At 50.8% G+C, this 19,461-nt stretch carries 13 protein-coding genes, 1 tRNA gene and 1 pseudogene; 2 read left to right on the top strand and 13 right to left on the bottom strand.

Going from position 1 to position 19,461, the window contains the following annotated elements; all coding sequences use genetic code 11:
* Window positions 1–75: 75 nt before the first annotated feature.
* A complete protein-coding gene (locus ACQY6F_RS06700) occupies window positions 76–5,895 on the bottom strand; it encodes a response regulator (RefSeq protein ID WP_428773137.1) in 5,820 nt (1,939 codons plus the stop codon).
* A complete protein-coding gene (locus ACQY6F_RS06695; protein ID WP_428773135.1) occupies window positions 5,892–6,683 on the bottom strand; it encodes a substrate-binding periplasmic protein in 792 nt (263 codons plus the stop codon). Before ACQY6F_RS06695 ends, ACQY6F_RS06700 begins: the two co-directional genes overlap by 4 nt.
* A gap of 405 nt (window positions 6,684–7,088) precedes the next feature.
* Between ACQY6F_RS06695 and ACQY6F_RS06690 the strand changes: the two genes are divergently transcribed.
* On the top strand, window positions 7,089–7,286 hold the full coding sequence (locus ACQY6F_RS06690; protein ID WP_428773134.1) for a hypothetical protein: 198 nt from the start codon (window positions 7,089–7,091) through the stop codon (window positions 7,284–7,286).
* A 22-nt stretch (window positions 7,287–7,308) separates the two neighbouring features.
* Here the strand turns inward: ACQY6F_RS06690 and ACQY6F_RS06685 are convergent, their stop codons facing one another.
* From ACQY6F_RS06685 to ACQY6F_RS06665, 5 genes and pseudogenes are all read right to left on the bottom strand, one after another.
* A complete protein-coding gene (locus ACQY6F_RS06685; RefSeq protein WP_428773132.1) occupies window positions 7,309–8,436 on the bottom strand; it encodes an HNH endonuclease in 1,128 nt (375 codons plus the stop codon).
* A gap of 15 nt (window positions 8,437–8,451) precedes the next feature.
* The gene (locus ACQY6F_RS06680) at window positions 8,452–9,054 is read right to left on the bottom strand and encodes a class I SAM-dependent methyltransferase (protein ID WP_428773130.1); all 603 of its coding nucleotides are present in this window, start codon (window positions 9,052–9,054) and stop codon (window positions 8,452–8,454) included.
* A gap of 184 nt (window positions 9,055–9,238) precedes the next feature.
* Window positions 9,239–9,326: transfer RNA gene (locus ACQY6F_RS06675), tRNA-Ser, on the bottom strand.
* A gap of 151 nt (window positions 9,327–9,477) precedes the next feature.
* A complete protein-coding gene (locus ACQY6F_RS06670) occupies window positions 9,478–9,927 on the bottom strand; it encodes an L-alanine exporter AlaE (RefSeq protein WP_428773128.1) in 450 nt (149 codons plus the stop codon).
* A 236-nt stretch (window positions 9,928–10,163) separates the two neighbouring features.
* Window positions 10,164–12,588 (bottom strand): annotated as a pseudogene (locus tag ACQY6F_RS06665) (ATP-binding protein).
* A gap of 123 nt (window positions 12,589–12,711) precedes the next feature.
* Here ACQY6F_RS06665 and ACQY6F_RS06660 point away from each other — a divergent pair.
* Window positions 12,712–13,281 (top strand): UPF0149 family protein, encoded by a 570-nt coding sequence (locus ACQY6F_RS06660; RefSeq protein ID WP_428773127.1) that lies wholly within the window; start codon window positions 12,712–12,714, stop codon window positions 13,279–13,281.
* A 37-nt stretch (window positions 13,282–13,318) separates the two neighbouring features.
* On the opposite strand, the gene ACQY6F_RS06655 is transcribed toward ACQY6F_RS06660, so the two are convergent.
* From ACQY6F_RS06655 to tolA, 6 genes are all read right to left on the bottom strand, one after another.
* Window positions 13,319–14,368, bottom strand: coding sequence for a potassium channel family protein (locus ACQY6F_RS06655; protein WP_428773126.1), 1,050 nt, complete (start codon window positions 14,366–14,368; stop codon window positions 13,319–13,321).
* Between the two features lie 129 nt (window positions 14,369–14,497).
* Window positions 14,498–15,559 carry a quinolinate synthase NadA gene (gene nadA / locus ACQY6F_RS06650; protein WP_428773125.1) on the bottom strand — a complete coding sequence of 354 codons (1,062 nt, stop codon included), beginning with the start codon at window positions 15,557–15,559 and terminating at the stop codon, window positions 14,498–14,500.
* Window positions 15,560–15,659: 100 nt separating this feature from the next.
* Window positions 15,660–16,436, bottom strand: coding sequence for a tol-pal system protein YbgF (gene ybgF, locus ACQY6F_RS06645; protein ID WP_428773123.1), 777 nt, complete (start codon window positions 16,434–16,436; stop codon window positions 15,660–15,662).
* A 15-nt stretch (window positions 16,437–16,451) separates the two neighbouring features.
* The gene (gene pal, locus ACQY6F_RS06640; protein ID WP_428773122.1) at window positions 16,452–16,991 is read right to left on the bottom strand and encodes a peptidoglycan-associated lipoprotein Pal; all 540 of its coding nucleotides are present in this window, start codon (window positions 16,989–16,991) and stop codon (window positions 16,452–16,454) included.
* Between the two features lie 34 nt (window positions 16,992–17,025).
* A complete protein-coding gene (gene tolB, locus ACQY6F_RS06635; protein WP_428773121.1) occupies window positions 17,026–18,378 on the bottom strand; it encodes a Tol-Pal system beta propeller repeat protein TolB in 1,353 nt (450 codons plus the stop codon).
* Window positions 18,379–18,391: 13 nt separating this feature from the next.
* Entirely contained in the window at window positions 18,392–19,459 is a 1,068-nt protein-coding gene (gene tolA / locus ACQY6F_RS06630; protein ID WP_428773120.1) for a cell envelope integrity protein TolA, read from the bottom strand.
* Between the last annotated feature and the right edge of the window lie 2 nt (window positions 19,460–19,461).

Below are 19,461 nucleotides of genomic sequence, written 5' to 3'. Positions count from 1 at the left end.
CTGGTTTCGCGCCGCTCAGCTGTCGGTATCAACCTCAGTCTGACAACAAAAACTGCCGTATCCTGCCTGTCCGGATTAAGGCCGGTCGATAGATAGCGGCTCCAGTTCCTGCAAAGCCAGGTCAAAATCATAATCTGCCAGCGCGCTACTGATCCTGGCTAGCGACTGCTGCTGAGACGGCGCTAATTTTAGCCGTTGCAACTCCTCGACAACCTCACTGGCCGCGACATCACTCTCCTCAACCAGCTGTTTGAGCCTGCCAATCAGTTGCCGAACTTGCTGCGGGTCTGCTTTTGCGGCAGGGCCAGGGGCACGTTCAGCATCAGCGCTTTTATCCAGTGACGCAATCGACGTGATGACTGGTGCAAGCGCTTCAGCTACGTGGGCAAGCAACGCCATTATCTGCTCACTACTTTGGTGTTCGCGACAAGCAACTTCCAACTGCTGCGCGCACTGTTGTACCTGTTTCGCACCGATAGTCCCGGCCACGCCTTTAAGCGAATGTGCACAGCGCTCAGCCGCCTGACTGTCTTCCGAGTCGGATTCAGTTAAAAACACAGTTTCGAAATCGGCGTAGTTGTCGCAGAACTTAGTCAGTAGCCTGCGATACAGCTGTTCGTTGTGCTGGGTCGCCGTCATGCCGGCGTCAGTATCGATTCCTTCAAGCAGGGACAGATCCGCCCTGTCTGCTGGTTGTTCGGCGCCACCTGATAATCCACCGACCAGCGCACCGGGTTTGATCCATCTGGCCATGGTCATAAACATACTTTTGATGTTAATCGGCTTGGAGATGTAGCCGTTCATACCGGCATCTAACGCATCCTGGACGTCACTCTTCATTGCATTAGCTGTCATGGCCAGTATCGGCAGCTCCGTCAGTTGTAACCGCTTGCGGATCTGCCGAGTCGCTTCATAACCATCCATAATCGGCATCTGACAATCCATCAATACCCCGTCGAAGGTCTGCTCAGCAAGAATATCCAGCGCCTGCTGACCGTTCTCTGCCAGTGCCACTTGCATACCGTTTCGTTCCAGCAATTCGATAGCCAGTTCCTGGTTGATTTCATTGTCTTCCACCAGCAGGATGCGTGCGCCGCTGAGTGACTGCTTGAGTGCTTTCAGATCGTCATCCCGACGCACTATGGACTGGCTGTTCGGGTCGACTATGCCCTTCACACTGACTATCGCATCCAGCAAACTGGACGCGGTGATCGGCTTGGTCAGCACCCGCTCCAGCTTGACGTCCGCTGCCGCGGCGGCCACTTCATCGCGCCCGTAGGCGGTCATCATAATAAACTCTGGCGGCTTGCTGAGGCTGAGTTCTGTCTGAATTCTGCGCACCGTTTCTACCCCATCCATGACGGGCATCTTCCAGTCCATCAACACAATGTCAAAACCCTGCTGCTGATCGGCGTGTTGAATTTGCGTGATAGCTTCTTCACCACTGGCGACGTGACTCACCTCCGCCCCCGTAGCGGACAGCATGCCAGCCAGAATCTCTCTTGCGGTGTCGTTATCGTCGACCACCAGCACTTTCATATGCTCCAAAGCGGATTGGGTTGCTCTGCGCGACGACGGCGTGCCGGTTTGTTTACCCAGCTTGACGGTAAAATAGAAAATACTGCCGACGCCCGGCTGGCTATCAACCCAGATATCGCCGCCCATTAAACTGGTGAGCTTTTTACAGATCGTCAGGCCCAGCCCGGTGCCGCCATATTTACGGGTGGTTGACGTATCGGCCTGACTAAATGACTGGAACAGCTTGCTGGTCTGCTCCTGGGTCATACCAATTCCGCTGTCTGTGACTTTAAACAGCAACATAACGGAGTGGTCGTCTTGCGACTGCACCTCTGCGGACACTACGATCTCGCCGCCCTGGTCGGTAAATTTGGCGGCATTATTGCCAAGGTTAACCAGGATCTGGCCCAATCTGAGCGGGTCGCCGACCAGCGCAGTCGGAATATCGGCCGGAACATCAAACATCAGTTCAATACCCCGCTCTTCGGTTTTCAGTCCTATCAGGTTAGATAGGTTATCCAGCACGTCTTCAAGCCGGAACTCAATCGATTCAATCTCGAGCTTGCCGGCTTCGATTTTGGAAAAATCCAGGATGTCATTGATGATGCCAAGTAAAGACTCAGCAGAGCGGTGTACTTTGTCGATGTAATTGCGTTGCCTGGCGCTAAGATCGGTCTGCAGTGCCAAATGTGACATACCGATAATCGCGTTCATCGGTGTACGGATCTCATGGGACATGTTGGCCAGGAAGTCACTCTTGGCTTTGTTCGCTTCATCCGCGATGACCCGCGCCTCTGCCAGTTCGGTGATATCGGTAGAAATCCCCCCTACGGCAACCAACCTGCCCTGTTCGTCTTCCACCGGGAATTTATACGACATAAACACGTGTTGTTTGCCGTCGGCCAGTTCTATCTGCTCTTCTATCTGAATCGTCTGGTGCTGGGCGATAACCTGTTTATCCCTGGCCACCATCTGGTCAGCCAGCTCTTTTGGCAGAAACTGATGGGTAGGCAATCCAATCGGGCTTTCGTCTCCCCTCACCACCACTTGTTGCCAGATTTTATTGACCAGAATGTAACGGCCAAACAGATCTTTCAGATAAATCAGTGCCGGTGAATTATCCAGTACCGCCTGAAGCATATTACGGCTTTTATTCAGCTCGGCGGTACGTTCCTGAACTTTATCTTCCAGTTCATCTTTGGCTTTCATTAAGGTCTGATTCGCCCGGTCACCGATCCAGGAGCTGAATGCCATTAGACTGAACAGCAGCACCAGGGTGATACCCAGTACCGTGTACAGCGTATTGCGCGAGATTTTAAACGCCGCCAGCGCGGTTGACTCATCCAGTTCCACCACGATACCGAGCTTTAATACATCGTCCCAAACCCAGGCGCTGATCATAGACACACCGCGATAGTCTAACGCTCCGTTAGGCAATACCCCGGATTCTCCCCGCATAAGCTGCGAGGCTACCTGAGTAAAAGGTTGTTGGCTGAGCGTCTGCAGCGGCTGTTCCCCAGCGGTGAGATCGACCCCGGGTTCGCGCAGCGACACATTTAAAATACTGGACTGATCCTGTTCCAGCACACCACTTTCAACCAACTGTTTTTCAAATCGACTTCGGGAGATCATCACACCACTGCGGTTGACCGCATAAGATTCTCCCACGTTACCGATGCGGCCGGTCAGGAAGATATTGGAAAATTCTTTTTCCGGGTCGACCGATGCTATTACCGCCGCGACCGGACGTCCGGCGTAATCCCATACCGGAGCGGCAAAGTACATCCGGACACTGTTATCACCGGGCACCCGCTGTGGCGGAATAAAGGTAGACTGACCCTGAAATACCGTGACCAGTAACCGGTCGTATATATGGCTGGTTGCAAATGAGTTATCAAATACTGAGGTACCGTCAGTTAAGATCATGCTGTACTGCCAGTCACGGTTGGCGAGGTTCTGCGACGCCAGCAACACACTGAGGTTTTTCCGGCCTTCATTTCCGTTGAGTAACTGGTGGTCGGCAAATAAGGTATCCAGGTTAGTTTCATTGGCAATCAGAGTCACCTGACCCAATCCGCCGTCTATCCAGTATCGAACCCGCTCATGAGTCGAGTGCAAAATGGTGGTTAATGCATCAGAAGTCCGTACCCGCGCGAGTTGTTCTTCGCGGCTCAGCGACACCCATGTGATGGCAATAACCAGTACCAGAATGGAACAGATTGCCAGTACGCCAAACAGGCGTAAGTTACCTGATTGATATAAGCGCAGAATATCGCCGGAACGCTTACTCAGCACCCGGGCTGCAATTAAGAACAGCGCGGCGATCACCACCGTAATGATCGCAATGCGGATCAGCGGTAACTGGTCTGAATGAAGAATGTAACTCGTTTGTGGGCTGAGACCCGCTAATTCGGTATTGACCCAGTTGTTGCGAATTTTGTCCTGCTGAGCCGGCGTAATATCCGCCAGGACTTTATTCAGTATTGGAATGAGCTGCGGCCAGTCTTTCCGTACCGCTACCGCAAGCTGATACTCATAGCCGGTCACCAGATTAAGTTTCAGATCAGACAGCTCTAGTGCATTCACCCTGTCTGTGGCGGTCAGCCGATTGGCAAGCATGCCATCCAGTGCCCCATCCATCACCTGCTTTAAGCCTTCACCAACGCTATTGACCAGCACCACATTCAAATCCGGATAGTTACGTTGTAACCATTCAGTTGACGCATAGCCCCGTACTGCCCCCAGCGTTTCGCTGCCCAGCTCATTTAAGTTCTTCAGTTGGGCCCGATCCTGCTGGGTAATGACCACGGCCGGTTCTGTCAGGTACGGACGGGTAAACAGAAACTGCTTCTGCCGCTCGGGAGTGGGCGACATCCCGGCAATAATATCGATTTCGCCAGCCAGCGCTGAGCGGACAACGGCATCCCAGGTCGGCCGGGCAGACAACTTGAACTTAGTGCCCAACCGCTCGGAAATCAGCTTCATGTAATCGGAAATAATTCCCTGATGTCGGCCAAGTTTGTCGACAAACTCGAACGGTCGCCAGTCTGGGTCTGCCCCCATTCTGATTTCCGGGTGTTCATTCAGCCACTGATACTCAGCTTGCGACAAAGAGGCCTGGGCGGCTTTAAACTGCTCCTCATTCTGCTGTTCCGGGCTCAGCCATTTGGCCAGTATCTGATTGCGCTCATTGCGGGTAATCGAGGTAATCGCTTTCGTCAGGATGGCCCCAAGCAAGGGTTTGTTACTGGTGACCAACATGCGCAGCGGGTTATGGCCAAAGCCACTGGGAAACGACTGCAAACCGGACAGCGCATTTTCCTGAATGTAATGCTCTACGACACTTTGCGAGTCCATGGTGGCATCAACCTGATCGGTCAGAACCAGTTCGATGGCATCAAGAATATTGCGGGTTTCGACAATGTTAATATCCGGACGCTGGGCGCGGATAATATCGATGGTGGCATAACCCGATGGAATCGCGATACTCCCCCCGGCCAGGTCATCCATTGAGCTGATACCGCTGTTTTCCCGTACATAGATAAACTCTTTCACCACCATATAAGCCGGTGTATGCAGCGCATAGAGGCTGCGGGAGGCAGAATAATAGGCCGCAGCAATAACATCCAGCTGGCCTACACGTAACTGTTCATGCAATGTGGCGTAGCTGGCCGGCGCAGAAAATTCGAATTGCAATCCGGTCTTGGCCGCGATCGTGTTGAGATAATCGATACTTATCCCTTCGGTTTGCCCATCTGCAGTCTGGAAAATGAACGGTGGCCAGGCTGCTTCATTGCCGACGGTGACGATGGGATTCTCGCGTATCCACTGTTTTTCTTCTTCCGTCAGCGGTATGGCCTGTGCCCCCAACTGCCTCTTAGCGATGAGCGATTCCAGCAGGTTTTGAAATCGCTGGTCCAGCGCCTCAATGGCCGTGACCAGCTGCGCTTTTCGGCTGATATATTGGTCTGAATTTAACAACTGCTGAGCTTGGGCTGCGCGGCCTTTCTGCATGTGGATCAGTATTTCTCCCTCAATTTCATACAGATTGGCATTTGCTGCAGCGATTTTTTCAATGTAATCGGCGGCGATACTGTCATCCTGCTGTCTGAGTTGGTTGAGGTACTGGTCAAACCGTTCGCTGGCGACCAGGTACCGCTCGCGCCACTTATCATCAGAGACGTAGGCATAAGTGGTGATAGAGCTGACCATGATTTCGTCCTGCAGCCTGACATCCGCCGTTAAACCGATCAGATGATGCAGTCGCGCTTCCCGTTCCGCGCCACTATCCGTTTCTGTCGTCGCGGCGACGTTAACTGAGCAGAGCAGCCAGACTAGCAATAACCCCAGGCGAACAAGCGAATGCAGGCAGCTCATGATCCGTCTCCCCCCAGCATTTGCGCTGGTTCAAATCCATAACGAGTGAGGATTTCTTTATACGCCGCCTGAGCCTGGAACCTGACCAGCTCTTGCTCTAAATCCTGAACCAGTTGAGCGGCCTGAGGATACTGGCGGGAAACTCCGATGGTGACAGGCAGAGTAAACACCGCTGGTTCCAACACTTTAAATGCCCTGGAAACCCCCAGCTTTAACGCCATATTACGAAAGTAGAGCGGATTATTAATCGCAAAGTCGAACCGGCCCGACAACAACCCCTTCAATTGATCGACCGAATTATTCACATAGGCTTTGTTGAGAAACTCAGCATTGTCAAACTGCGGGCCGTACGTCCAGCCCAGAATCGGACCAAACCGATAACGTGATAAATCAATCAGCCTCCCCTGAAAATTGACATTGTTGTCTGCGCGGCTGATAAGATTCTGAGATTCATAGATATGGGGCACCGAGGTAAACAGTGCCACTTTGGCACGTTCAGGTGTGGTGGTTAAGTTGACGCTGACATCTTGTTTGCCGCTACCCAGGTCATCAAGCATCAGGCGCATGCTGGACAGTTGGGTTACTTTGACATCGTACCCCAGATTGCGGCACAGCTGGCTTACGATTTCAAACGATGCGCCTTTGTAGTCACCCGCGGCATCGCGATAGTAAAACGGGTAATAGTCGTCAGGAAACACCACCCGCAATGCTGGTTTTGCTGCTACTTCAAAGCTTAAAACCGCAAATACAAATTGAACCAGTACTCCGGCGATGCGCCACCTGCTCACATGGGTCTCCTTTCCTTTAGCTCGCTTAGATCAAATCCCTTTCGACCAGCTCATCAACTCTTTCAATAAGTTGATTAAATACCTAATACAAAAAGAGGTAAGTTCCTCTTTTTACAACAATCGTACTCTCTTAAGTCTAGGCGTAACCGTAGCGACAAGCGCTGAAAATTCAATTAGTGTGACAACAATCTCAGCGAGGTTTTTATCGCCATAAAAATGTGGCTTCAATGGCGGTAGATGCAGGAGAAGACAAGCAATAAATTATGACTATCAATTGGATATAAGCGACCCACTGGCCTTAAGCGAAGGTTAACCGCATATATATCCGGTTTAATGATGTAACAGAATGGCAATGACAAGCAGGCAGCACTCACCTAACACCGCCAGAGCAACTAAACTTAGACTATGAAACGATTAGACAAAGCCGTGCAACTCACCCAAGCCCCGATCACTCTGGAATCATTCCTGGAGTGGGAAAGACTGCACGCCGAAGCCCAGGGCGAAGAAGCTGAACTCATTGGCGATCTCTACGACGCCATGCTGGCCGCCGCCACCGATGAAGTGTACGAAGTGTATATGGAACATTTGGCGAATCGGGATTAGGCTCCGTCCTTCCCCAAAAAAGTTATAAACCTTTAAATAGTTCGCCACGATGATACCCAAGGTAAGGCTTGTGCTCAGGCAGGATATTAAAAGCCATATCGTCACTGAGGCCCAACACTTCAGGCGCTTCTAAGTGGCTGGAAATCAAAACCTTTCCACTATCATCGAACGAAATAAAGCCAAGGTCGAAGGCCTTATCAAGATTAGCCAACAGCAACAAACCGTTAAACTTATCGAGGCGTTCTTGATTGTTAGATGCTCGCCATGGCTTGATATGCGATGCCAGCAACAGTTGCGTATTCCGGTAACCTGTCACGGCACACCTTCCCCACAGCTGAATCAATTGAGTACGGAATATCCCCTGCCCCATTCTGGTATTCACCATGATGGTCTTTTCAGTTTCCGTTAATGTCTTGTCTGCCATCACTTGCTTGATATCGGCATTGACATCGACTTGCGATAAATCGGCTAAGAACTTGTGATAGTGAGAGAGTGCCGCGCTGTACATCCCCTTACCTCTGGAGTCTCGAACTTGAAACTGCTCTAGCTTCCTGGCTTTCTCTTCATAACCGACAAATTTTCGGTAGCAACTGAGTTCGGTTAACGGTTGATCGATTTCACCAGCTTCCATCAGCCAGTTAGAAATGGAACCACGAATCGCGCCGAGATAATTGGCCGCCGTCTTTTCAGATTTACCGATATCAAAAAGCCACTGGTAATAAAGTGTCGCCAGATCCGACAAGTTCGATACCAGAGCTTGCTTAAGTTCATTAGAGACAATGTAGCTTTTCATGTAGTCGAACAGCTCATCATCAAGGTAAGCATATGCTATGGCTTTTGGTGAGTAGCGGCTGGTGTTCTTTTCCTCATATCCATCGTTATAAGAGAGATGCCAAAAGCCTTCACTTCTCAAATGGAAGAAAGGGTTTTCCGGTGTGTTTTTGTCGTTGCCCTGAGCAAAATTGTCAAAGTGGTGAGTAAATCGCTCTTTAAGGACTTGGTTGAACTTAATCTGATTTGACACAATATGGCCCGCCTGAATTAAATCCATCACGGCCATTAGCATACACACTTTGTGTGGGCTCTTTTTCCCGCCAGAGCTATTCATTTTCAAATTTTGGAAACGATCTAAATAATACTCAAGTGACATCGACTACCTTCCAATCTAAACGGGGTTGTTAGACTCCAACACAACGGTTTGCCAAGCGATTCCGGCTCTCTTCAATGAATCTTCGCCATCCGCAACAAGGCAGGCAAAAAGCCCATTAGCTTCAGCCAGCTGTTTAATCTCATCGACAGAAACACCAAATGTTTCGCGTCTATCGTCAAAGCAGCCATGGCGCAATGTAACCACGAGTTTGCCGTTCTCGGTTAACAGTAGAGATAAGCTCTTCATCGACTCGACTCGCTGCTGCGAAGTTAGATGCATCCAAACCGCCGAAATCAAAATAAGATCGTACTGGCCTGCTAGCTCACAGACTCTTGCAAGCTCTGGTAGCGAATCATCCAACCATTGGATTTGTGGAGAGGAATTCAACATGGCTAGTTGGCGAAGATCATGTGCAGGCTCCACTGCAGTAACCGTGCAACCATTGTTTAAAAACCACCTGGCATCGCGCCCCGAGCCTGCACCAACGTCCAGTACTGCCCCTCCTGCTCTGGGCCAGTAGTCACTCCACGAGCGGTGAACTGACTCAAAGCTAAGAGAGTCATATTGAGTCGCGAGCCGAGCTGAGTTTTCATTGTAAAAAGAGAGAGTTGCAGACATATACTAAGCCATAAATCATTCTTACTTGATGATATACGGCTGGGTCGCCTAAGGCGATTAAGTATTAGAAAAGTATGAAATGTTGTGACTAGAGTCGTAATGCAGACAGCTTTAAGTCAGCAAAATCTCAACTGGAAAGCACTAAAACGAGAAAACCCCAGCATTTCTGCTGGGGTTTTGAATGTGGCGGTGAGTGAGAGATTCGAACTCTCGATACGTTGCCGTATACACACTTTCCAGGCGTGCTCCTTCAGCCACTCGGACAACTCACCGTATTGTTGTGTCAGCCTCTCGGCTAACGAGGCGCTAATTTAATGATTCTGGCCTGGTAGGTCAAGCGAATTCATGAAAAAAACCAGTCTAAGTTATCTGTTTGATTACTAAATAACAAACCCGTACAAAAACTGGTCATTCTCCGCCGCGTTATGCTTGCTGAATGTAACCCGGCACTTTGAACCAGCGGCGGCAGTAATCCAGGAAGTAACCGTACAGCACGCCCATACCACAGGAAATCGCGGCATTGGTGGCCACTGCGGTAATGATTTGATCGGTAGATGCACCCACTGCTAGCAGAATGGCGGCATAAACCGGAGACTGGAACAGAACATAAGCCAGCAAGTCAGAGATGTTACGCATTACCGAGCTATCAGAGAACCGGGCACCCTGGCGCAGGACAAAATCCCGGAAGATGCCGTAGGGCCACGCGATAGCAATATTGACAGGAATCGACAACAACCTGGATTGCAATGATTGTTCGAACGACATCCCAGAGACAAAAATCTCAATGACCATACCTGATACAAAGCAGAACACAACCATAGCAAAAGTATCAGCAGCAGCATGACGAATACAGAATGGACCGCGTGGTTTCAATTTACTCACCAATAAAATATGTAACTATTTAAACGCAACTTTGTGGATGATATATCTATACATTTAATTCAATGCTAGATTTTGGCGCTATTAAAACATAGTTTTATTGGTTTTAAATTCCGTATTTAAACGTGCAGAGTCAATATTTCACCAGTTTTGGTAATAAAATTAGACGCTATCACTACTTTTTAAGATGCAGGTCACTAATTAACCTTGAAGCAGGTTGTTTCTGTAATTTAACTACACGAATTGGCCACTAATACGTTCATCTGTTGCAGCAATTCGCTGGGCGGAGACTGCTCCTGGCGCAGATAACTGTCGATTTCATAAACCAGTTTCGACATTGCAGAATCGTTCAGTACTCTTGGGCTTTCGACGATGGTCGCCAGTATGGTCAGAGCATGTTTGAAATTCTGGCTCTCGATGGCCACAAAAAGATCCACCAGGCTGTCTTCATCAATCTCTATATCATCAACCGGAGCCAGTTGCGGCTGATACTGAAACAGCAGTTGGGTATGCCGATGCAGCGCGTCATCCAGTTCAGATTCCTGAATGGGCTTGGTAACAATGTCATTCACACCTGCCGCCATCATACTCTCTCGGGTTTCCTTGAATACATCGGCGGTACAGCCGAGTATCAGGATGTTTGACCGTTTGCCTGCGCCGCTTCGGATCTGCCGGGTCGCCTCTACCCCATCCATCACCGGCATGTGGTTATCCATAAGCACCACATCAAACGGCTGATCTGCCATTTTTTTAAGCGCCAGTTCGCCGTTTCCCACGCATTCACACGCAAATCCTTTACCTCGCAGTATCGTCTCCATGATCACCGCATTAGTGCGGTTATCTTCGGCTATCAGTAAGCGTAAGCCGTGGTAGTCCAATTTGCGGTGCAACCGGGCGGTTTTGCTGACCGGATGGCCGACATCAACCGCGACATCAACCCGGAAACTGGTACCAATACCCGGTTCACTGCTAAGCGTGACAGCACCGCCCATCAGTTCGGCGATCTGTTTCACTATCGCCAGGCCGAGCCCTGTGCCGCCGTACTGACGAGTGGTGGCCGATTCCGCCTGTTCAAAGGGTAAAAAGATTTTCGCCTGTGCCGATTTGGCAATGCCTATCCCGCTGTCTTTCACCGAGATAGACAAAAACAGCTGGCCCTGATGGGTGTACTCGGTAAAGCTGACCTGAACAAATCCTTTCGCGGTAAATTTGACCGCATTATTGAGCAGGTTAAACAGGATCTGCCGTAAACGGGCTTTGTCTGAGTAGTACCAGCGGGTACCGGGGACATCTGAATAGATGTCGAACCGCAGGCCTTTTTCCTCACACAGAGCGCGGTAAACGCTGTTGAGGCTGCCGATAATCGAATCCAGCGGAAACATGGTTTTGTCCAGCTCCAGCTTACCCTGCTCGATTTTGGAGAAATCCAGTATCTCATTGAGCAGGGTCATCATATGCTCACCAGAGTCATACAACATTTTCATCTGCTTACGCTGTTCAAGACTCAAAGGAGATTTCAGCAGAATAAGCGCCGCGCCTAACACGCCGTTCATCGGCGTGCGGATTTCATGGGATAACGTGGCCAGAAAGGCACTTTTAGCCTGGGTCGAGGCCTGAGCTTTGTGCCGTTCAGCTTCCAGGTAGACGGTTTTCTGATTGAACATATCGACCAGGTGTTTGATTTCATCCTGGCGGTGGTATTCTAAATCGATAATGCCACCGGTTTTTGAATCGTCGACTTTCTCAGCGATCAGCACGATGGGTTTGATCAGATAGCGGTTGATCAGTCCCATAGCCGACCATCACACACAGCAGCATAATCGGAATGATCACCAGCTCCACCCGGGTAACCAGCTCGTACAGCTGCTCTTGCACGCTTCGCCTGGCGTTGATCACGTCAACCGACCAGTTAAACTGACCGAATCGATGATGGCTGATATACAGCGACTGACTATGGAGAAAGTTGTACTCGGTTATCACTTCTTGATAGGCATCTTTCACCACCAAGCCAAGGTCAAACGTCTCGGCGCTGTGCTGGACAAACTCGACCAGGCTTTCCAGTGATAAATCGACCGTCGCCACCCCGGCAAATCGCCCGTCTCGGTAGTAAGGCGATGACGCAGTAATCATCTGCACATGGGTAAAGGGGTCGATATACACGCGCGACCAACTGACCGAACCGGGCGGCTGGTTAACGGCCGACTGATACCACTGCTCCTGTTGGTAGCCGCCCGATGCGGGGTTATCCCACGACAAAACCCGGTCTATCCGGCCATTGGAAACTTTATTGAAAAACAGGCTTTGAAAAGCCTTGTCGGGGTTGACTGAGTAGGGTTTAGGCCATAGCCCCCCACTTACCGTAACCCCTTGAGCCATCTTAAACAGTTCACGCAGCAGCCGCGCCTGCTCGGCCTCTGAGCCTGCACTATTGCCGATACTGACAATGCTTTCCAGCACACTGAGTGAACGCCCCATTGGCTCCTGAATTTGCTGGGAAATCAATCTGGTGCGTAAATCCAGATTCTGTTCCAGTTGCTTGCGAACAATTGGCTCAACCACCAGATAACTCACCGTACCGATAATGGCGATCACAACGCAGAGGTATATGGCCAGCGCAACGATGCTGCGCCGTTTAAGCGAAGATTGCGGATCCATAGCCAACTCATTTTAAAATGATTACTACCATTATAGTGAAGCGATCAATTTATCCACCCTTTTTCTCCTTGAGCGGGGCTGGTACTATAGCGCATTCAATAACCCAACAGAGCGAACAGCAGCTTGACTCTACAACAGATCCTGTCGATTCCAGAACTGGAAGGAAAACTTATCAGTGAGGCGAAAACCTACGGTTTCGTCACCTCCATGGCCGCCGCGCCAAACCTGCTAAATCCGGAAGAGTGGTTATCCTTCCTGTGGGGTGGTGAAGAAGTGGCACCATTTAGCGACGGTGAGCAACTGGAGTGTTACATCGAGCAGGTCGTCGATATCTGGAACCAGACTCGACCAGCACTGATGGAAAATCGCTGGGTCTGGCCACAAATGTGCGCGCTGGACGAAGAAGAAATCGTTAACCAGCCGACCCGCGACTTTTGTGAGGGTGTGCTACAAGGCTGGCAACTCTCCCGGGATGACTGGGAAACCATTATGCCGGATGAGAGCGAAGACAATGCCCTGCTCGGTGGCGTGTTGCTGTCTTTAAGCCTGCTGTATGATCCTGAAACGTCCATGGCCACCCTGGCTGAGCAAGGCGTTGACGGCCTGGAACAGTTCGAAGAAATTTTCAATGCCATGCCAACCATGCTGTGTGGCTTAACCATTCGTGGTGCGCAACTGGCCGCCAGTCAATAAGCGCCTGGTAGTTTTCAAATCATAGATAAAGGGGTCCTCAGGACCCTTTTTTACTGACTAAATCGCTCCAGTCAAACGCTTCGATCCGCTCATCAGAAATGTAAAACAGCTTTGCCCCTGCAGTAATTTGGGTTTCCAGAGGCGGGTTCAGCCGAATCCCCTGGCCGGTATCTGCTGCAATAAGAGTGGCATGGTGGGTTGTTTTTAACGCCTGGAACAGGGTTGCGATGTCAGTATCCGGTACGTTGGAAGGATACACGGTGGAATACTGAGTCATCCCCCGGGTTGACGCTAACAGCTCATGATGTAACGTGCTCGAGCCAGGATCCACGGCGGCTTTGGCCAGCATCTCAGCCCCGACGGCCGGAATACATTCGGCATTCGGACAGTGCTGCATCAGCAGTTGACTAAGGGCATCGTCTTTGAAATAGGCCAGCAAATGGGCAGACGGGTTGGCATTAGCACAAAACAGTGCCGCAGAGAGCGTGATATCGTCTTCCAGGTTGTCGACCACGATACAACTGGCCTGCTCTACCGCGGCATTGGCCATATCCTGACTGTCGGTGTAGCTGGAAACTCTGACAAAACCGATTTCGCCGGGTAGCGGGTTTTCAATGTCTGAACGGCAGCAGAGCACCAGCGGACGTCTACCCGCTTCCTCATGCTGTAACATACGAATTAGATGTAACGTGCGCTGGCCATTCCAGCCCAATAACAGAATGTGGTTTTCCACGCGAACTCTCCGTTTTCCCAAAATGCCTGCCCGCCAGTAATCTATGCCATAGGAAGCCAGGCGCCCCAATAAGGCGGCAAACAGGCTCAGCCCTCCCGGGATTACCCACAGCACCACCACCCATTTGCCGGCCGGTGTCACCGGGGAGAAATCCCCGTAACCGACGGTGGAGGCAGTGACGAAAATGTAATAGATGAAAGTGGTGACATTGTCAGTCAGCGCCGTTTCACCGGACAGCTGCAGTAGCAGCCACGACACCACCAGGTAGACAATGGTCAGAAATGCCAGATTACGGTTACTCAGCCTGAACAGGTGCGAGCTAATCCATTTTTTGACTACAAACCAAATTGTCACCACAATCCCCTTTCACTCTATCTGCCTGAAACTGTTACCTTCAGGTTAGCCCTGTATTAAGACTAGACGACCTGAAGGCGATAAAAAACCAGCCACTCAGGGCTGGTTTATATTCTGTGAAGCGAATCGTCAGGCGTTGCCTTTGACTTGTAAGTTGAGCTGCTCTGCAAACTCCAGCATTCGGTTCAGCGGCACCAGGGATTTCACCCGTAGCTCTTCATCAACAAAGATCTCATGCTGTTCGTTACCTTCGCGCAGGGCATTTTCAATCGCTTTCAGGCCGTTCATTGCCATCCAAGGACAGTGAGCACAGCTGCGGCAGGTTGCGCCGGCGCCGGCCGTTGGCGCTTCGATCAGTTCTTTCTCTGGCACCATTTGCTGCATTTTGAAGAAAATGCCTTTGTCGGTCGCCACGATCATTTGTGGATGCGGCAACTGCTTAGCGGCTTTGATCAACTGACTGGTCGAACCCACCGCATCGGCCAGTTCAACCACACTGGCTGGCGATTCCGGGTGAACCAGTACCGCAGCTTCCGGGTAGAGGGTTTTCATTTTGCGCAAGGCATCGGCAGAGAACTCGTCATGCACGACACATTCCCCTTGCCACAACAGCATATCAGCGCCGGTTTGCTTGGCAATGTACGAACCCAGGTGGCGGTCCGGCCCCCAGATAATCGGTTTGCCTTCGCTGTCCAGGTGCTCAACAATTTCAAGCGCGATGCTGGAGGTCACTACCCAGTCGGCGCGTGCTTTGACGGCTGCGGAGGTATTGGCGTAAACCACCACGGTGTGGTCCGGGTGAGCGTCGCAGAATTCAGTGAATTTATCCGCCGGACAGCCCAGATCCAGAGAGCACTCGGCTTCCAGAGTTGGCATCAGGATGTGTTTTTCCGGAGTTAAAATCTTGGCGGACTCACCCATAAAGCGAACCCCTGCAATGATTAGGGTGCTGGCAGGATGACGATTACCAAACTTGGCCATTTCCAGCGAATCACCCACGAAGCCGCCGGTTTCTTCAGCCAGGGCCTGAATTTCCGGGTCCGTGTAGTAATGGGCAATCAACACCGCGTCTTTCTCTTTCAGCAGCGTTTTAATATTGGCGATGTGTGCCTGTTTCTCTTCTTCGGTGAGAGGTACAGGTTTGGCCGGGAACGGGTATACGGTTTCGATCTTGTCTAAAATGTGGCTCATTGCTCTAGCTCTATACAACTTCCGTTATTGCAAGCATTGTACACCCAAGGCGTAGCCGGGATCAAAGCCAAACCAAAAGAGGCGCCAAGCGCCTCTTTCGTTATTTCATCTGCTCTTTGGCCACTTTGGCCGAAGCGCTATCCGGGTACTCATCGATTACCTGTTGGTAATACTTATTCGCCTGAGGCCGGTTGTTGTTGCGCTGTGCAATATCACCCAGTTTCACCAAAGCGTCGGCGCGCTTGTTGGAGTCTTTATAGGAGAGCACAGTAGCAAAACTCTTCACCGCGTCTTTGTCCTGCTTCTTGGCATAGAACAACTGACCGAGCCAGTAGTGGCTGTTGGCGGTAAATACGGAATCTGGGAAGTCTTTCTGGAACTGCTGTAACGCAGTGATGGCACCATTGTAATCGCGTTTTTTCAGGATCAGGTCCACCGCGTTTTGATAGGCGGTCTGCTCATCGGCATTGGAGCTGAATGTTCCTGCGCTGTCGGTTGCTTGCGACTCAGGGTTAACCGCAACGGCGGCACCGTTTTTCACTTCACCACGCACTTTGTCCAACTCGATAAACAGCTGACGCTGACGCTCTAACATCTGCTGCATGTCGTAGCTGTTTTTCTCAAGCTGACCTCTCAGTTCATTGATTTCCAATGACATCTGGTCAATCTGTTGTTGCATTTGCAACTGTGCACGGTTCCGGCTCTGCAGCAGACGTTCTAAACGTTGCACATCGGATTCTGCCGATGAACTTACCGCAGCGACTGTGGCCGTTGAGCCTGAGTTTAAATCAGATACTGGAGCTGGTGCAGCGAGCACAGGGCCCGCTGCACTTGCCAGTAACGCAAGCGTAGCTATTCGCTTAAAGTTACTGAACATAGGATATTTCCTTGATTAGTATACTAGAACCGCACGACGGTTTTTCGCATAAACGTCTTCAGACTGACCCAGCAGCAGCGGTTTCTCTTCACCGTAGCTTACGATTGAGATTTGGTCAGCTTGAACACCCAGAGCTTGTAGGTATTTAGCTACAGCTTGTGCACGACGCTCGCCCAGTGCGATGTTGTACTCTGGAGTACCACGTTCGTCAGCGTGACCTTCGATAGTCACTTTCAGGCCCGCGTTGTTGCCCAGGTATACCGCGTGAGCTGCCAGAATCTCTTCGTAATCACTAGAGATAGTAGCGTTATCGAACGCAAAGTAAATAGTTTGCGTTTCACGCAGAGCCTGCTCTTTCAGCTCTTGTTCAGACAGCTGGCTGCTCGCATCAATTGGAGAAACAACGGTAGTATCAACGTTGCTTTCAGTGCCAGTAGTCGACTGGTTAGTCTCTGTGCCAGTTGCGCTTGTCGCTTCATCGCTTGAGCTACATGCAGTCACTGCAAGTACAGGTAGCGCGATAAGCAGACCTTTAAGAACTTTATTAAGTTGCATTTGTTTTTCCTTACGTTTTGATACTTCTTATTTGCTATAAAAACGGAGACCAAGCAGGTGCACGCACTCGCCCATTCGTTGCCGGTAATCTAGCTTTAAAACGTCCATCTATCGAAACCATCGATAATACGTTGGTCCGGTTGTAGATAGAGCTATAAATGACCATTGCGCCGTTAGGAGCCACACTAGGTGATTCGTCCAGCAGCGTCTTAGTCAAAATTTGTACCGCACCGGTTTGCAGATCTTGCTTGGCCAGATTAAAGCCCGAATTGCTTCGATGAACCATAATCAGAGAACGACCATCCGGTGTGATTTGACCGCCCATGTTTTGACTACCTTGCCAAGTCAGGCGGCTGGAATTTCCGTCTGCCAAATTTACTTGATAAATCTGTGGTTTACCACCCCGATCAGAAGTAAATATTAATGATTTACCATCTGGATTCCAAAACGGTTCGGTATTATTGGAGCGGCCTCGAGTAATCTGAGTCAGCTTGCGGCTGGCTAAGTCGAGCGTATAAACCTGCAAGCTACCGGTCTTGGACAGCACCAGCGCCAGCTTACGTCCATCTGGAGAAAATCTTGGTGCACCGTTATGACGAGGGTATGAAGTCACCTTCTCCCGTTTGCCGGTGTAGATATTCATGATGAAGATTTCAGCCTGACCGTTCTGGAAGCTGACATAGGCCAGCTGTTTACCATCAGGAGACCAGGCTGGTGACATCAGCGGCTCTTTGGAGCGCAATACCAGCCGTTCGTTGTAACCGTCGTAGTCGGCAACCCGCAGCTGATATGGGTAGCTGTCTTTATCGTTAACCACCACATACGCGATCCGGGTCAGGAAGGCACCGCGTTCACCGGTAAGCTGCTCGTAAACCAGATCCGAGATACGGTGCGCGTATTCGCGCAGACGCGAGCCCGGCACAGATGCCCGCTTATTAAACAGGATATGGTCTTTGGCCAGCACCAGTTGGCCGTCAGAGCTAAGCGCTTTGCTTTGACCTTGGGTCAACTGACCGCGCACAATATCGACCAACTGGTAGTTGATCTGATAATTGCCGTCTGCCGCCTGAGTGATGGTGCCGGTTAGTAGTGCATCCACGCCAAGACGGGTCCAGGCATCGAAGTTCACTTCAGATTCGTTAAACGGCGTCTGCGGCATTTTGCTGGTTTCAACCGGGCTAAATTTACCACTGCGCTGCAAATCCGACGCGATGACCGCCGAGACATCCTGAGGTAGCGGTGCACTGCCTTCCCACTTGAATGGCACAATGGCGATAGGTCGAGCTGAGTTGATACCTTCAGTAATAACCAGCTCCAATGCCGCGCTGGCAAATTGAAAGCTACTCGAAATAACGAGCAAACATCCTATTATCAATCGCTTTATCACAAGCTGTTCCTTTTTACTCTGGTTCTACAGTTAGATTTATGTTTTTAAGTTTTTCAGCTACTTGCTTGTCGTCTGGCATCGGGAAAGTCCCTACCTGCGCAACGGCCCGGCGAGTTGCTGAACAGAGACGGTTGTTGCCATCGAGGATATTCAGCTCACCCACAATCGCACCCGTTCCGGTCGGGATCAGGCGCAGGTTAACTCTACAAGACTTTCCCCGAAAGCTGTCCTCCAACAGCAGATTTTGCTGAATGAGCTGAGTATAGATGGCGCCGTAACGGTCTGACTCACTGGCGACAAAGCGTGAGCGAGCCGTGCTGTTTTGGGCATTCTCAGATTCCAGCCCGGCAAAGATATCGTTCAGCGCCGCTTCTTGCTGCTTACGCTCACGTTCGAGCTGCTCTAGCCGCGCTTTTTCTTTGCGCGCTTTTTCCGCTGCTTCCTTAGCCGCTTTTTCTTTGGCCAGGCGCTCTTGTTCCGCTTTGGCAGCCGCTTCGCGTTCGCGACGGGCTTTTTCCTCAGCTTCCTTGGCGGCTTTTTCCTGGGCTAAGCGTTGTTGTTCCGCTTTGGCGGCGGCCGCTTCTTTAGCCTGACGCTCCTGCTCTGCCTTGCGAATAGCAGCTTCTTTCTCTTTGCGCTGTTGCTCCAGCTTGGCGGCTTGTTCACGCTGCTGTTGCAATTTACGTTCTTCAGCCTGACGCTCTTGCTCTTTCTGAACCCGTTTCTTTTCCGCTTCACGAGCTGCTTTGGCTTCTTTCGCCTGCTGCTCTTTTAGCTTGCGAATTCGCTCTTCTTCCGCTTTACGGTTACGTTCAAGCTGCTCGCTTTCCCGACGCAGTTTATCCAGCCGGTCCTGCTCCTTTTTAGCTGCCTGCTGACGCTGCTCACGGATCTGTTGCGCTTGCTGCTTAACGACCGAAGGATCAATCACCACCGCCTGCACCATTTGGCCTGATGGCTTAGGTTTGGACATGGAAAAATCTGCTCCCCACAGCAATACCACCAGTAATAGTGCATGCAACATTACTGACACCAGCAGAGGAAGTTTTACGCTGTTCTTACGCGCTCGTTTATCTTTCATGG

Source organism: Vibrio sp. (assembly GCF_050299255.1).
Lineage (GTDB): Bacteria > Pseudomonadota > Gammaproteobacteria > Enterobacterales > Vibrionaceae > Vibrio.
The sequence above is the reverse complement of the archived record's forward strand: the minus strand, read 5'-3'. Positions and strand labels throughout refer to the sequence as shown.